At 61.6% G+C, this 15,826-nt stretch carries 12 protein-coding genes; 2 read left to right on the top strand and 10 right to left on the bottom strand.

Annotation, left to right across the window (positions count from 1 at the left end; genetic code table 11):
• Nucleotides 1-154 precede the first annotated feature (154 nt).
• Nucleotides 155-1,162, top strand: a complete 1,008-nt coding sequence (gene ftsZ / locus NKH63_RS13450) for a cell division protein FtsZ (protein ID WP_352484034.1) — start codon at nucleotides 155-157, stop codon at nucleotides 1,160-1,162.
• A 44-nt stretch (nucleotides 1,163-1,206) separates the two neighbouring features.
• Here ftsZ and NKH63_RS13445 read toward each other — a convergent pair whose 3' ends face one another.
• The 7 genes from NKH63_RS13445 to NKH63_RS13415 all read right to left on the bottom strand — a co-directional run bounded on the left by NKH63_RS13445 (nucleotide 1,207) and on the right by NKH63_RS13415 (nucleotide 10,135).
• Entirely contained in the window at nucleotides 1,207-2,223 is a 1,017-nt protein-coding gene (locus tag NKH63_RS13445) for a phosphotransferase family protein (protein ID WP_352484064.1), read from the bottom strand.
• 7 nt (nucleotides 2,224-2,230) lie between these two features.
• Nucleotides 2,231-3,472 carry an acyl-CoA dehydrogenase family protein gene (locus tag NKH63_RS13440; protein ID WP_352484065.1) on the bottom strand — a complete coding sequence of 414 codons (1,242 nt, stop codon included), beginning with the start codon at nucleotides 3,470-3,472 and terminating at the stop codon, nucleotides 2,231-2,233.
• A gap of 224 nt (nucleotides 3,473-3,696) precedes the next feature.
• Entirely contained in the window at nucleotides 3,697-5,838 is a 2,142-nt protein-coding gene (locus NKH63_RS13435; RefSeq protein WP_352484035.1) for a beta-galactosidase, read from the bottom strand.
• An 18-nt stretch (nucleotides 5,839-5,856) separates the two neighbouring features.
• Complete coding sequence (locus tag NKH63_RS13430) at nucleotides 5,857-6,996, bottom strand: ABC transporter ATP-binding protein (protein WP_352484036.1); 1,140 nt, start codon at nucleotides 6,994-6,996, stop codon at nucleotides 5,857-5,859.
• A 61-nt stretch (nucleotides 6,997-7,057) separates the two neighbouring features.
• Nucleotides 7,058-7,909 (bottom strand): carbohydrate ABC transporter permease, encoded by an 852-nt coding sequence (locus NKH63_RS13425; protein WP_352484037.1) that lies wholly within the window; start codon nucleotides 7,907-7,909, stop codon nucleotides 7,058-7,060.
• Complete coding sequence (locus tag NKH63_RS13420) at nucleotides 7,909-8,793, bottom strand: carbohydrate ABC transporter permease (protein ID WP_023720671.1); 885 nt, start codon at nucleotides 8,791-8,793, stop codon at nucleotides 7,909-7,911. The genes NKH63_RS13425 and NKH63_RS13420 overlap by 1 nt, the downstream gene beginning before the upstream one ends.
• A 70-nt stretch (nucleotides 8,794-8,863) precedes the next feature.
• The gene (locus tag NKH63_RS13415; protein ID WP_023720672.1) at nucleotides 8,864-10,135 is read right to left on the bottom strand and encodes an ABC transporter substrate-binding protein; all 1,272 of its coding nucleotides are present in this window, start codon (nucleotides 10,133-10,135) and stop codon (nucleotides 8,864-8,866) included.
• A 259-nt stretch (nucleotides 10,136-10,394) separates the two neighbouring features.
• Here NKH63_RS13415 and NKH63_RS13410 point away from each other — a divergent pair, with 259 nt between their 5' ends.
• Nucleotides 10,395-11,597 carry an ROK family transcriptional regulator gene (locus NKH63_RS13410; protein WP_023720673.1) on the top strand — a complete coding sequence of 401 codons (1,203 nt, stop codon included), beginning with the start codon at nucleotides 10,395-10,397 and terminating at the stop codon, nucleotides 11,595-11,597.
• A 26-nt stretch (nucleotides 11,598-11,623) separates the two neighbouring features.
• On the opposite strand, the gene NKH63_RS13405 is transcribed toward NKH63_RS13410, so the two are convergent.
• From NKH63_RS13405 to NKH63_RS13395, 3 genes are read right to left on the bottom strand one after another with little or no spacing between them, the layout of a single operon-like run.
• Nucleotides 11,624-12,994, bottom strand: a complete 1,371-nt coding sequence (locus NKH63_RS13405) for an alpha-glucosidase/alpha-galactosidase (protein ID WP_352484038.1) — start codon at nucleotides 12,992-12,994, stop codon at nucleotides 11,624-11,626.
• A gap of 20 nt (nucleotides 12,995-13,014) precedes the next feature.
• Nucleotides 13,015-14,682, bottom strand: a complete 1,668-nt coding sequence (locus NKH63_RS13400; protein ID WP_352484066.1) for an ABC transporter ATP-binding protein — start codon at nucleotides 14,680-14,682, stop codon at nucleotides 13,015-13,017.
• 9 nt (nucleotides 14,683-14,691) lie between these two features.
• Nucleotides 14,692-15,825 carry an ABC transporter permease gene (locus NKH63_RS13395; RefSeq protein ID WP_031194485.1) on the bottom strand — a complete coding sequence of 378 codons (1,134 nt, stop codon included), beginning with the start codon at nucleotides 15,823-15,825 and terminating at the stop codon, nucleotides 14,692-14,694.
• Between the last annotated feature and the right edge of the window lies 1 nt (nucleotide 15,826).

Here is a 15,826-nt window from a genome sequence, read left to right as displayed (position 1 = left end):
CGCCTAAGAGGCACATCGCGCACTTGCAGCCCGCTCCGCGCTCTGATTCCCTGCATTCTGGGCTGTTCTGATTCGCACTGCCCGGTTCAAAGTTTTCGCAGTGCGCCCGGGACAAGCTTCCAGCGACCACTCGGCGTATCCAGGGAGAACGGCAATGAACACCGCGACGAGGCCGGTAATCTCGGAGATGAGGCCTAAGATCACCGTCGTCGGGGTCGGCGGCGGCGGCGGCAACGCCGTCAACAACATGATCGCCGAAGGCCTGCAGGGCGCGGAATTCATCGTCGCCAACACCGATGCCCAGGCCCTTGCCATGTCGAAGGCAACGAGGCTGATCCAGTTGGGCGCTCATATCACCGAAGGTCTGGGGGCCGGGTCCCTGCCCGAGGTCGGCCGTGCCGCGGCCGTGGAATCCATCGACGAGATCATGGATCACCTTGCTGGAACGCATATGTGCTTCGTGACCGCCGGCATGGGAGGTGGAACCGGAACAGGTGCCGCGCCTGTTATAGCGCAGGCAGCGCGGGCAGCTGGAATACTGACCGTCGCCGTCGTCACCAAGCCATTCGTCTTCGAAGGCAGGCGCCGCATGCACGCTGCCGATGACGGCATCGAGCGCCTGCGCGAAAGCGCCGATACCGTCATCGTCATCCCCAACCAGAACCTGTTCAGGATCGCCGACGCCAGAACCACGTTCGCCGACGCATTCGCCATGGCCGACCGGGTTCTCTATGCAGGTGTCGGCTGCATCACCGATCTGATCGTCAAGGAAGGGCTGATCAATCTCGACTTCGCCGATGTGAAGTCGGTGATGCGCGACATGGGCCGCGCCATGATGGGAACCGGCGAGGCCGCCGGAGAAGGCCGTGCCAGGAAGGCGGCGGAAGCGGCAATCGCCAACCCGCTGCTCGACGAAGCTTCGATGATGGGCGCCAAGGGCGTCCTTGTCTCGATATCGGGCGGCATGGACATGACGCTGTTCGAGGTCGATGAAGCGGCTACCCGCATCCGCGAGGAGGTCGACAACGATGCCGACATCATCGTCGGCGCCATCTTCGACAAGGCACTCGCCGGAAAATTCAGGGTGTCGGTCGTCGCCACCGGCTTGCGGCGTGGCCTGGAGATTCCGCTGCTGGCGGAACCGGAAGTTCGAATGAACTGAACGCGTATCGCGTGCGGCTCGCTTAGCCGATTGCCAGCCTCTCCTCACCAGGGCCGCGCGCCGTCGATGACTTCCATGGCGCGTGCAGCAAAACGGCCGGCCAGCGGTGCCACGTCGGCCGCATCGGCCGCAACCGCGCTGCCGGCCAGCACGCGGTCGGCGATGCCGACGAAGATCACCGCAAAGCGGAACATGGCAAACACCAGATGGAACCGCTGCAGCGGCGCCGTCGGCACCGCGTGGGCGAAGTAATGATCGAGGAATTCGCGCTGTGTCGGAATGCCGAGCGCTGCCTGATCGAGACCGAAGATGCCGCCATATTCGTCAGGCGAGGAATGCCAGGGCATCGAGCAGAAGCCGAGATCGGCAAGCGGATTGCCAAGCGTCGATAACTCCCAGTCGAGTATGCCGATCACTTCGGGCCGCTCGGGATGGAAGATGAGATTGCCGAAACGGAAGTCGCCATGCGCGATCGAGACGTGGCCGTCATCTGGCGGAAGATGTCGCGGCAGCCATTCGGCGACGGCTTCGAGCGCGGTGATGCGCTCGCTCGGCGATTCCCGCAACTGTCTGGTCCAGCGCGCGATCTGTCGTTCAAAATAGTTCCCGGGACGGCCATAATCGCCGAGCCCGACCTCTTCCGGCCGCACTGCGTGCAGCTTTGCCAGCGCCTCGGCCATGCCAAAATAGATGCCGCGCCGCTCGTCCGGCGCCAGTCCCGGCAACGAGCCATCGTGGAACACCCGGCCGTCAAGCCGCTGCATCAGATAGAACGGCGTGCCGAGCGGCTCGTCGCCGTCGTGAAAGAGCACCGGCCGTGGCACCGGCACCTCTGTCGCCGCTAGCGCTTCGATCACCCGATATTCGCGATCGACGGCATGAGCGCCGCGCAGGATCGGTCCCGGAGGTTTCTTGCGCAGCACCATGCGGCGGCCGCCGTAGTCGACGAAATAGGTCGGGTTGGATTGGCCGCCGACGATCCGCTCAAGCGACATCTGGCCATCGCCAAAATGCGCTCTCAGAAAATCCTGCAGGCTTGCTGGATCGAAATCCGTCCTCATTGCCGGCTCAGCGGTTCCCGCCGCGACCTGTGTCATCTTGCGTGCCGGCTTCGACATGCCAGCGCCAGAAGCCTGTACCTTCCTCGTTGAGGAAGCGGTTGAGCACCATCTTGTGAACCTCGTCGGCGCCGTCGACCAGGCGAGCCTGGCGGGCGTAGCGGTAGATCCATTCGAGTACAGTGTCTTTCGAATAGCCACGGGCGCCGTTGATCTGGATCGCCACGTCGGCAGCGTCATGCAGCACGTTGGCGACCTGGATCTTGGCCATGGAGACCTCCTTGCGGGCAAAGCCGCCGCGATCGAGCTCCCAGGCCGCCTTCATCACCAGCAAGCGACCGATCTCGATGCGCATGGCAAGGTCGCCGAGCATCAGCTGGATACTCTCGCGGTCGGCCAAAAGCTGCCCGAAGCCGCTACGCTCGGCGGCATAAGCGCGCGCGATTTCGATGCAGCGCTTGGAAAGGCCGAGCCAGCGCATGCAATGGGTGAGCCGCGCTGGACCGAGCCGGACCTGGGTAACCCTGAGGCCGCTGCCTTCGCCGGCAAGCACGTCCTCGACCGGGATTTCAAGCCCGTCGAATTCCAGCTCGCAATGGCCGCCATGTTCCTCCGGTCCCATGATCTCGATGCGCCGCAGGATCCGCCAGCCCGGCTGGTCCTTGTGGAACAGCAAGGCCGAAAGGCCGTGACGCGGATCGTGCGAGGTGCGTGCGACAAGGATGAAATGGCTCGCCTCTTGCGCCCCGGTGATAAACCATTTGCGGCCGCTGACGACATATCTGTCGCCGCGCCGCTCGGCTCTGGTCATGATCATCGACGGGTCCGACCCGCCGCCCGGATGCGGTTCCGTCATTGCGAAAGCCGAGCGCACCTTGCCATCGACGATCGGCTTCAGCCATCTCTGTTTCTGCTCCGGCGTCCCCAACCGTTCCAGCACCATCATGTTGCCGTCGTCGGGAGCCGCGGAATTGAACACGACCGGACCGAAGATCGAGCGGTTCATCGCCTCATAGCAGACAGCTATATCCACCTTGGAAAGGCCCGCCCCGCCAGTCTCGGGTTTCAACTGCAGGCACCACAGGCCAGCCGCCTTCGCCTTTGGCCGCAGCGTTTCGAGCAGCGGCAGCGCGATGTTGCCATGGCCGTCATAGGAAGCCTTGTCTGCCTCGAGCGGCAGGATTTCGCGCTCGACGAAATCGGCGATCCGGCTGCGGAAGGCCTCGGTGCGGACGGGGATGTCGAAATTCATGGCGCTCACAACGATGAAACGAGATGCCGCCATCGATCTCGATGGTCGCGCCCGTAGTGTAACTGCCGTCGTTGAATGGGAGCAACAGCAGTGCGCCGGCCGTTCCTTGCGCATGTCTAAGCGCCGGTTCGATGTGGATCGATGCCGGCGTGCTGCCGATGCCGGTCGAATTCCAGGATCAAAAGAGTACTCAGGTTTCGTATGGCTAACGTCCGCGACAACGCTCAGATCAATTCGATGATAGCACAGCCATAGCCGTCCAGGGTCAGCACTCCGGAGACAGGCCTTTTGCCGTCGAGCAGGTTGCTGCCGGCGGGAACGCCGGTTACCGCAACCGGCGTGTCCTTGATGTTTTGCATGAACAGAAGCTGGCGTTCATCATTCTCGCGCATCGTCACCTCGACGCCGTCCGGCAGATCCGGAACCAGAGGCTCCACGTTCGCGTCGGCGAAAGTGCGGGTTGCGAGCTGAGCCGTCAGTTCCGGAGTCAGGTAGGTGCCGACATAGAGCACACGGCCCTTGCCGACGGCGCGGGAAGTGATTGCAGGCGCTCCCACCGCGTAGCGGTTCGACCAAACCCCGATAATTTCGACTTCCGGTTCGACTGCGAGGTTCTCATAGAAATAACCGGCATCGAACTCGTGGTTGCCGAAGGTATAACGACGGATGCGGCGGCTGGATTCGGCCGGTCTGTCAGGGGGAATGACGAGCCCGCCGGAGCGCGACATGGTGTTGAACAGGCCATTGGCCCCAGGTGCCGCCAGCCGCCCGAAATCCTCGACGCGAACACCGGTCAGCTTCGACAGCGACCGGCCCGGCGCTGTCTCGCGGATGACGTGGTTGTTTTCGTCGCGGGTTCCCGTGCGCGCGCCAACGATGACGGTACCGCCATTTTCGGCAAAGACTTGCAGCCGCTCGGTCCAGCTGTCCTTCCAGATCACCCAATGCGGCACGTAGAACACCTTGAGCTTCGACAGATCGTCTTCCGGGTGGATGAAGCCGCAGGCGATGCCGCGGTCATAGCAATACTGATGCAGCAAGGTTGCGTCGTCCTGCGGGCTTGGCAAGCCGATCGGGAAGGTTTTGTGGGCTTCCTGATTGTCGAAGTCCGAGCCGGCGATGCCGACATCCATCCGCACATGGGTGCCTAGGATCTTGTCTTTAAGCGCCATCATCTCGGTGGCGAACTGCCTCGCTTCGTCATAGCGGCGGCGAGCGACATCATCGTGATCGATGATGCCCATCCAGTATATCTCGGCGCCGAAATGCGCGGGACGCCAGCGGAAGAACATGATGCCATCGGCGCCACGCGCAACCGACGACATCGCCATGCGTCGCATTTCGCCCGGCTCCGGCGTCAGCGTGCAGAAGCCCGGCTGGGCGCCAAAACCCGACTGTTGTTCCGGCACTATGTAGTTGCCGGAAAATCCCCTGCAGATGTCGAGATGCAGTGCCTGGATCTTGGCGTGGTTGCCGAGGCGAAAGAACTCGTCATAGAGGAACGGGTAGATATCGTAGCCGACAAAGTCGAGATCGGTGGAGAACTGGCCTCGAAAATCGATATCGCGCAATCCGCCGAGATTGTGGAAGATGAACCAACCGGCATTCGTGGCTCTCAGGATCTCGACCTGGTCGTGCTGGAACCGTGCTGTCGAAAACGCGAGAAAACGGTGGTAGTCCTGGAGGTGACCGGGACCGGGAAAGGACGGGGAAAAATCCAGCGGGAAGACAATTTCCCTGAAATCGCCGTAAGCCGTCGCCCAGAAATCGCCACCCCAGGCGAAGTTCAGCCTGTCTATCGTCTTGTAGGTTTCCTGGAGATAAGCCTGGAATTCCTTCAATGCCGACGGCGAATAGGATTCCGGCATGCTGGTGTTGAGTTCGTTGTCGGTCTGCCAGCCTATGACATTTGCATTGTCGCGGTAGTGGTCCGCCATCGCCCTGGTAATCTTGCGGCTATAGTCGCGAAACACCGGGCTGCTGGTGTCGGCATACTGGCGCGAGCCGTGGCCCATCGACCGGCCATTTCCATCAAGCCGCAGGATTTCCGGATGCTTTGCGGTCAGCCAGCGCGGCGGGGTGGCGGTCGGCGTGCACAGGATCGTGTTGACGCCGCGACGCGCGAGGCCCTCGATTGCCCGGTCGAACAGGTCGAAATCGAAGGTGCCTTCACGCGGTTCGAAAATGTGCCAGGCGAATTCGCCGAGGCGGGCGACGTTGAAGCCGGCCTCGGCCATGCGCCTGGCGTCATTGTCCCAGTAACTCTCGTCCACATGCTCGGGGTAATGCGGCGCGCCGACCAGAAAGCGGTCGGTCTGGATCGTCCGCCAGACCGACAGGGCGCGGCCGTTTGAAGTCTTGTTCACGAAGGATACTCCTGCAGGTCAGTCGGTGATGGTGGGTTTACGGGCACTGATGGTCCGCTCATCGACAGAGGAAAAGAGATAGACGTCACGCGGCTCGACCTTTAAGCCGACGGTCGCGTCGGCAGAGACAGCGCTCGCATGGCCGATCTGGACGGTGAAGTTGCCGCTGCCGCTTTCAGAACTGACGCATTGCAGCGGGCCGGCGTCGGCATAGAGGATGGTCTCGCGGCCGAGATGCTCGACCAGCCGCACCCGTCCTGCAAAACTCGCTGTCCCTTCCGCGGCCAGGCTGATGCTCTCCGGCCGAATCCCCATTGTCACCCTATCGCCGACCTGTACGGATGCCGCTTCCGTCAGTTCGACAGCCAAAGGAGAAAGACCGGCGGTCGACAGCGTGGCGGCGCCGCCGGAGACAGCGGCGACGGTCACTTCGAAAAAATTCATTCGGGGTGCGCCGAGGAAGCCCGCGACGAAGAGATTGGCCGGATTGCGGTAGAGTTCGAGCGGAGCGCCCACCTGCTCGACCGAGCCGCGATTGAGCACGACGATACGGCTCGCCATTGTCATCGCCTCGGTCTGGTCGTGCGTGACATAGACCATGGTGGCGCCGAGCCTGGCGTGCAGATCGGAAAGCTCGACGCGCATCTGCGTGCGCAGCGCTGCGTCAAGGTTGGATAGCGGTTCGTCGAACAGGAACACGTCGGGCGAGCGGGTTATGGCACGGCCAATCGCCACACGCTGACGCTGGCCGCCGGAAAGCTGTTTCGGCCGCTTGTCGAGCTGGTCGGTAATGCGAAGGATCTTGGCGGCTCGCAGCACGGCGGCATCGATCTCGGCCTTGGGGCGATGCGCCATGCGCAGGCCGAAACCCATGTTCTCGGCGACGGTCATATGCGGGTAAAGCGCATAAGACTGAAAAACCATGGCAATGCCGCGCTCACCCGGCTCGGTGGTGGTGACATCACGGTTGTTGATGAGAATTTCACCGGTCGAAACGGTTTCAAGCCCGGCAATGATCTTCAACAGCGTTGACTTGCCACAACCGGACGGCCCGACGGTGACAATGAACTCGCCCTGTTCGACGCTGAGATCAATGCCGCGCAGTGCATGATAGGTGCCATAATTCTTTTGTATCTGCCGGAGTTCAAGACTGGTCATGGAGCCCTGCTTGCAAAATCGGTTTCGAATCGGATGGGCGACGCCTTGAAGCCATTGTCGTTCATCCCTTGACCGCTCCCATTGTGAGGCCGGTGATGAAGTGCTTCTGCATAAGGAAGAACATGGCGACTGGTGGCAAAGCCACGACGATGGTTCCAGCCGAGATCAAGTTCCAGGCCGAGACCCATTCGCCGCGCAGATTGGCAAGGCCGGCGGTGACCGGTTTTACGGTATCGCTGATGGTGAGCACGACCGCCCAGAAATAATCGTTCCAGATGAAGGTGAAGAGCAGGATGGCAAGCGCCGCGAGAGCCGGCCGTACCAGTGGGACGACGACGTGTACCAATGTCTGAAACGGTGTCGCGCCCTCGGCCCTGGCTGCCTGAAACAGCTCTCCCGGCAAGGCGGCGATGAAGTTGCGCATGAACAGTGTTGCAAACCCGGTCTGGAAGGCGATGTGGAAGATGATCAGGGCCGACATCGTGTCGTAGAGGTTGAGCCGCACCATGAGATCGCGGACCGGGATCATCATGATCTGGTGCGGCAGGAAGTTTCCGCCGACGAACAGGGCGAAGACGAGCATGTTGCCGCGAAATCGGTAACGGGCGAGCACGAACCCGGCGAGCGTGCTCAAGATGAGAACGCCGATCACCGAGGGGATGGTGATCGTCAGGCTGTTGAGGAAGTAGCGGGCCATCGGCGTCTGGGTGAAGACTGCCGTGTAGTTGTCGACCAGGCCGAATTGGGTCGGCCAGCCCCACAGATTGCCGCCCATGACATCCTGCGTAGAGCGGAACGAGGTAAGAATGATGGCAAAGAGCGGCGCCAGCCAGACAATCAGGATGCCGACCACCAGCACGACATAGAGGCGACGCTGCCAAATAGCAGTTTCGGGAATCGGGCGGGGAAACATCAGCCGCCCCTTTCATCGGCGCGGATCATCCGCGTCAGGTACCAGGCGATGAAGACCGCCATGATCACGAACAGCACCGAGGCAATGGCCGCGCCATAGCCGAAGCGGTAGGAAAAGATGGACTGCTCGAACATCTGATAGGCAAGCACCTCGGACGAACCGAAGGGGCCGCCGCTGGTCATCACCGAGACCATGTCGAAGGAACGCAGTGCGCCGACGACGGTGACAGCGATGGCGATAAAGGTGACCTGTGTCAGCTGCGGCAACACGATGTGGCGCAGCATGTTCCAGCCCCTGGCGCCGTCGACCCGCCCGGCGCCGATCAGGTCCTCGCTGAGATTGTTGAGGCCGGCGAGATAGAGCACCATGCAGAAGGCGATCTGCGGCCACAACGCTGCGATCACGACGGCGAAGGTGACGAAGTTTTCATCCGACAGCACTGCCGGGGCGGTCGCGCCGAAGGTGCGGAAGATCAGGGCGAGAAGTCCGAATTCCGGCGTATAGACCCAGGTGAAGACAACGCCGACGGCAACCGAAGCCAGCACCAGCGGAATGAAGAACAGCGACTTGAGCAGGCGCATGCCGCGGATTTTCTGGCTGACGAGCAGCGCGATGGCGAGGCCGAGCGGCGGCGCCAGCATGAACATCACCAGCCAGATCAGATTGTTCTTCAGCGAAACATAGAACTGCGGGTCGGCGAACAATTCGCGGTAGTTGCCAAGGCCGATCCAGACCATCGGGCTGAAGCCGTCCCATTCGTGCAGGCTGATCCATAGGCTCTCGACCGCAGAGGCCAGAATGACGACGGAAAACAGCACAGCAGCGGGCAGGATCAGAAGTGTCGGTGTCAGCCACCAGCGATGGCGGCGCCAAAGCTTCGTCATTTTGGGAGACCTCATTCACCGGAACGCATCGGGGAGCGGGCAAGACCCCGCTCCCCTCGGCTGGGAGGCGCTAGATCTTGAAGATCCGGCGACGGGTTCCCTCGAGTCGCTGAAGAATGGCATCCCGGCGCTCCGGCTTGGCCATGAATTCCTGGAAACCGACCAGACCCGCCTGGGCCATGTCGGGATCGGTGTCGCGGTCGTAATATTGCGACGTGCCGGCCACCGTCTTGAGGCTTTCCACAGCCGCGTTGACCAGCGGGTCCTTGCTGGCTGGAAGGTCGTTGCGCGGCGGAACGTTGCCGCCAGGTTCCAGATAGGGGCCGAAATTTTCCGGCTGGTAAAAGAAGGCGAGGAACTCGCGGGCACCCGCCTTGTTCTTGGCGTTGGCCGGGATGTGGACCGAATTGACCGAGAATTCTTCGTAGCGGTCGAGGGCGGCGTCAATCTTCGGGAAAGGCGCGAATGTCAGCTGCTCGAGATCCTGCTCAGGGAAAGTAGCCTTCACGAAGGCACCGAGGTTCATCATGCCGGCCTTCTTCTGGGCGAGGAAGGCGCCGGCCTCCTGCCAGCCGAACGAGGTTTGATCCGGCGTGAAGAAACCCTGCCTGATCAGCTCCTCCCAGTGGTCGAAAACAGGCTTCAGCGCCGGGTCGGTATAGGCCATCTTGCCGTTCATCAAGGCGAAGTGCTTGTCGAGACCATTGATGCGCAGGTTCATCTGATCGAACCATCCGGCCGCCGGCCAGAGTTCCTTGGTGCCGATGCTGACGGGGATTAGGCCGGCGGCCTTGGATTTCTGGCCGTAAGCGAGGAATTCGTCCCAGGTCGCCGGTACCGTAAGTCCGTGCTCGGCAAAGACGTCCTTGCGATAGAACATGCCCCACATCGTGCCGCCGGTCGGCAGTCCATACTGCTTGCCGTCGACCGTGACGGCACCGGTCGTAGCACCCAGCACGTCCTTGTATTTTTCCTTCTCGAACAGATCCGAAATGTCGTCGAACAGGCCGCGGTTGACGAAGGCACGCATGCGGTTTCCGGAGAACCAGAAGCAGACATCCGGCGCGCCGGCCACAAGGTAGTTGCGGATCGCGGTCTTGTGGGCCTCGTGATCCATGTTGTTGATCACAACTTTGGTGCCTGACTGCTTCTCGAAATCGGCCGCGATGCGCCGCAAAATCTGCAGGGCATCGGCATTGTTTTCATCTGAAATGATGGTGACTTCGCTCGACTGGCTGAGTGCCGGCATTGGAAAGCCCGTGAGCACCGCGGCGGAAACGCCACCGGCTCCCTTAAGGAAATTGCGCCGCGTCGACGGCTTTTCGATCCACTTGAACGTCATTGTCACTCCTCCCTTGTTGTTAATTCTGCCCGGCATCGCGGCCGACGCGGTCGTCCCCCTCACCCGGCGCTGTGCGAACCCGACAACGCATCTCCCGGGCAAGACAACATGCTTGCCCGCTCCTTCAGAGCGCGGTGGCTGCCGGTATGAACCGGATTATTTTCGTTAACCCCGGTTCGGGTGTTGAACAGTTGGGCAAACTTACGCATATGTTTGATCGAGAGGCAATAATTAATTTACAAAATTAAGGAATAAATCCGTGAAGCTCAAGGGTGACCCGAGCACGACCCGGGCGATGAACCGGAGACTGATCCTCAATCTCTTGCGGCAGGAGGGTCCGCGCAGCCGGGCCGACATAGCGTCCGTTACCGGCCTCAGTCCGGCGGCCGTCACCTTCGTCGTGGCGGACCTCATCGAGGATGGCCTGCTGATCGAGGGCAAGACAGTCGTGGGCTCGGCCGGGCGCCGCCCTATCCCGGTGGATATCAACTACGCAAACGGCCTCGCCATAGGTTTCAAGCTGATGGTCGGGTCGGTCGAATGCGTGGTCACCGATCTTGCGACCAATCCGCTGGGTTCCATGCGCGTCAAGCTCTCGGACAGCGATCCCGACCGTATTACAAAGGCGTTGGCCAAGGCGGTGCCGGAGCTGATTGCGATTGTCGATCGGCCCGGCGCCAAGCTTGCCGGGATCGGCGTTTCAATGCCTGGCGTTATAGACAACCAGAAGGCCGTGTGTATCCGCAGCAATCGCTATAACTGGGACAACGTTCCCCTTGGCCCGATGCTGGCCGAACGGGTGGACGTCCCCGTGTGGCTTGAGGACGACACCAATGCCTACGCCATTGCCCAGCAACTCTTCGGCCTCGGACGCCAGCACCGCAATATGGCGGTGCTGGCGATCGGCGTCGGGATCGGCTGTGCGCTCGTCTTCGAAGGCAAACTCTATCGCGGTGCGAACGGTGCTGCCGGCAAATTCGGTCACACCTCCTATGAGGAGAACGGCCGCCTTTGCGAGTGCGGAAAACGCGGCTGCCTGATGGCCTATTACGCCGAGCCGGCGATCCTGCGCACATGGCGCGAAGCCACCGGGCACGACGAAGCGGATTGCAAAGCGACCCTTATGGAAGCCTTGGCAGACCGCGAACCGCGAGCCGTCGCCATTCTCGAAGAAGCCGGACGTGGCATCGGCCGGCATCTCGCCAATCTTGTCAACATCACCGACCCGGAGGTCATTGTTGTCGGCGGTGAAGCGGTATCGTTTGGCGACGCGCTGTTTGGCCCGATGCGGGTGATGCTCGGGCAAAACACCTTTCGACAAGCACCGCCAATGCTGCTGGACTGGGAGGACAATTCCTGGGCAAGAGGGGCGGCTGCACTGGTGACGCAGAAGCTCTTCGATTTCGAGACATCGGCCGGCAACGCCGCGCCGCTTTCAAAGCGGGCTTTATGGTCGGCATAGGCGAGTGAAATAGACAGCCCTGCGCCTCAGGCCGCCCGAACGCTGCGCGCTCCGCGCGCCCAGGCCGGCAGCCAATCGCCATGCGCAACCAGCAAATCATCGACCAGCGACCATATCTGGTCGAGGTCGAGCTCAGCCGCCGTGTGCGGGTCCATCATCGCCGCGTGATAGATGTGCTCGCGGTTCTCGGTCATCAGCGCCTGGACCGTCAGCTCCTGGACGTTGATATTGGTGCGGATTAGCGCAGTAAGCTGCACCGGCAGGTCGCCGATGAAGGTGGGTTGAATGCCGGAGGCGTCGACGAGGCACGGCACCTCGGCCGCGCAATTATATGGCAATGACGTGATGCAGCCATTGTTGCGGACATTGCCGTAGATCACCGACGGCTCGCCGGTCCAGACCGAATTCATGATCGAGGACGCATATTCCTTCGACTGCTCCACTTCGATCTTGTCAGCCGAGCGATAGGCTTCCGCTTGCCCCTTCCAGCGTTCGATCTGCTCGATGCAGCGCTTCGGATACTCGTCGAGCGGGATACCGAATTTCTCGATCAGATCTTCGCGCCCGTCCTTGATGAAATAGGGCGTGTATTCCGCGAAATGTTCGGAGCTTTCAGTGACGAAGTAACCGAGGCGCTTCAGCATCTCGTAGCGCACCTTGTTCGGGCAGCGCGGGTTCCACCCCGGCTTCGGCGCCCGCCCTTCGCTATAGGCGCGCAGCAGATCCGGATAGAGGTTGCGATAGGTGCCGTCCGGCTGGCGATGCTCGAACTTCAGGTAGAAGGCCATGTGATTGATGCCGGCCGAGCGATAGCGAATCTCCTCGTAGGGAATGTCGAGATCATGCGCCAGCTCCATTGCCGTGCCTTGCACCGAATGGCAGAGGCCGACCTGCTTGATGTCGGGGTATTTCTCCGCGATCGCCCAGGTGTTGATCGCCATCGGGTTGACATATTGCAGCATGATAGCCTGCGGGCAGACCGCGAGCATGTCTTCGCAGATCTTCCACAGATGCGGCACGGTTCTCAAGCCTCGCATGATGCCGCCGACGCCGAGCGTATCGGCGATGGTCTGGCGCAGCCCGTATTTCTTCGGAACTTCGAAGTCGGTGACCGTGCAGGGCTCGTAGCCGCCGATCTGGAAGGCGACGACGACGAAATCGGCGCCCGCCAGCGCCTTGCGCTGGTCCGAATAGGTTTCGGCTTTGGCCTTTACGCCAAGCGTCGAGATCAACTTGCCAACGACGATTGCACTTTCTTCAAGTCTTTGCGGATTGATGTCCATCAGTGCGATCGTCGCGCCGGATAAAGCCGGACGCTGCAATATGTCACCAACGATGTTCCTCATGAACACCGTCGAGCCAGCTCCGATGAAAGCGACCTTGGGATTTCTTGCCACAATAACCTCCGGCATAACAATCAGGCTACCTCGAAAGCGGCTTTGACCAGCCGTTCGGTGTAAGCGGTTTTGGGATGGGACAGGACTTCGTCGACAGGCCCCTCTTCGACGATCCGGCCGTGCTGCATGACGATGACGCGATGGCACAGCGCCCGCACGACTTTGAGATCGTGCGAGATGAAGATGTAGCTCAGGCCCCGTTCGCGCTGCAGCTTGCGCAGCAGTTCGATGATCTGCGCCTGGACCGAGAGATCCAGCGCCGATGTCGGCTCGTCGAGTACGATGAATTCCGGTTCGAGCGCGACGGCGCGGGCAATCGCAATACGCTGGCGCTGGCCGCCGGAAAACTCGTGCGGGAAGCGCGACAGGATATCGCCCGGCATGCCGGCGCTGATCAGTGCCTCGCGCACCCGCTCGATCCGATCGTTCCTCGTGGCGCCGATGCGGTTGACGACAAGCCCTTCCTCGATGATCTGGCCGATCGTCATGCGCGGGTTGAGCGCCGAGAACGGGTCCTGGAAGACGACCTGCATGCGCGACCGCAGCGGCCGCATCTGCGCCCGCGAACAGCCATGGATCGGCTGGCCATCGAAATAGATCTCGCCGCTGTCCGTGGTGTTGAGCCTGAGCAACGCCTCGCCGAACGTGGTCTTGCCCGATCCGGATTCGCCGACGAGGCCCAGCGTCTCGTGCCGCCGGAGGGTCAGGCTGAGGCTGTCGACGGCGACAAGTTCGCGCAGATCCGGCTTCATGAACGTGCCGTGCCGCAGCATGAAGGAGACGCGCACACCCTTGGCCTCAAGAATGACGTCGGCGCCTTCCGGCAACGGATTTGCCTGGCCGCGCGGCTCGGAGGCAAGCAGGTGGCCTGTGTAGGGATGCTGCGGATTGGCGAACAGCTTCTCCGTCACATTGTGCTCGCGCATCTCCCCATGCTGCATGACGTAGACATAGTCGGAGAACTGCCGCACCACGGTCAGGTCGTGCGTGATCAGGATCACCGCCATGCGCAGTTTCTTCTGCAGGTTGCGGATGAGATTGAGGATTTGCGCCTGAACCGTCACGTCGAGCGCCGTCGTCGGCTCATCGGCGATCAGCACGTCCGGATCGTTGGCCAGCGCCATGGCGATCATCACACGCTGGCGCTGACCGCCGGAAAGCTGGTGCGGATACTGCTTCAGCCGCGCCTGGGGCTCAGGAATTTGCACCTGCTGCAGCAGCTCGAGCGCCCTTGCCTCGGCCTGCCTGCGGCTCATCTTGCGATGCACCCGTATCGCCTCGACGATCTGGCTGCCGATCGTGTAGATCGGGTTGAGCGAACTCATCGGTTCCTGGAAGATCATCGAGATGCGGTCGCCGCGCAGTTTGCGCCGGGCACGCTCGGAAAATTTCAGGATGTTCGCCCCATTGTATTCGACGGTCGATTTCGGCGACACGACCGCACGCTTCGACAACAGTCCCATGACGGTGCGCGCCGTCACCGACTTGCCCGATCCGGACTCGCCGACAATGGCGATCGTCTCGCCGCGATAGAGCTGGAAGGAGATGTCCTTGACCGCTTCCACCATGCCGTGCTCGACCTTGAAATCGACGGCGATGTTGCGGGCATCGATGACCGGGTTTTCCGAACGTCCATCATGGTCGAGCCGGACAGGCGGTGCGAAAGATTTGACGAGCGCGTGTTGCATCATGTCACGTCAATAAGGATCGACTGCATCGCGCAGTCCGTCGCCAAGCGCGTTGAACGCGAAGACGGTGACAAGCACGAAGCCGACCGGCGAGAGGATCCAGGGATAGGTGCCAATGACCGAATAGGTGGCGGTGTCTTGCAGCATCAGCCCCCAGGAGATCAGTGGCGGCTTCACCGCGAAGCCGAGAAAACCGAGGAAGGATTCGAGCAGGACGACACTGGGGATCGCCAATGTGACGGCAACGATCACGTGGCTCATCACGTTTGGGAAAATGTGCTGCATGATGATGCGGCCATCCGTGGCGCCGACCGCCATCGCCGCACGGACGTAGTCGATTCGCGCCAGCGCCAGGGTCTTGCCGCGCACCTCGCGCGACATCTGCGCCCAGCCAAGCGCCGACATGACGACGATCACGAAGGCCAGGAAGACATTTGTCGGCGCCGTCACCGGAACCAGCGACGTTAGCGCCAGATAAAGCGGCAATTGCGGAAATGCGAGCACCAGTTCGACGAAGCGCTGGACCCAGACATCGAATGTGCCGCCGAAATAACCCGACACCATGCCGACCGTCGTGCCGATCACGGTGACGATGAAAACCACGGTCAATGCGATCATCAACGAGATGCGCGAACCATAAATCGCACGAGCCAGCACATCGCGGCCGAATTTGTCGGTGCCAAGGAAGTGCACCGGCTGGCCGTCGGTCGAGCCGAAGAAGTGCCGGTTCGCGGGAAGCAGGCCGAGCAGTCTGTACTCCGCTCCCTTGACGAAGAAGCCGAGCAGCCGCGGATGGTCGTAGTCCGGCCCGACGACGGGTTGGAAGGTAACCGGGTCGAGGTCTTCCGAATCCGCCAGGGCATAGACGCGTGGCTGGAAGACGAAGTTGCCGTCCTTGTCATGGAAGCTCATCATCTGCGGCGGGGCGAAGCCGACATCGGTCACCTTGGGATCCATCGGTGCGAAGAAGTCGGCAAACACCGCCAGCAGCACCAGAAACGCGACCAGGATGAGCCCGGCCATGCCGGTCCAGGACCGTTTCAGGCGGCGCCAGACGAGTGCGATGTAGCTCTCATTGCCGCGCGGCTTGATCTTGGCCGGCTCCTCGGCAAGTGGCGGCAGCGAGGGCTCGAACACAAGCATC

Origin of the sequence: Mesorhizobium sp. M0960 (assembly GCF_040319055.1) — a bacterium.
Taxonomy (GTDB): Bacteria; Pseudomonadota; Alphaproteobacteria; order Rhizobiales; family Rhizobiaceae; genus Mesorhizobium.
Note: the sequence above shows the minus strand (reverse complement) of the source record. Positions and strands in the feature narration are given on the sequence as shown.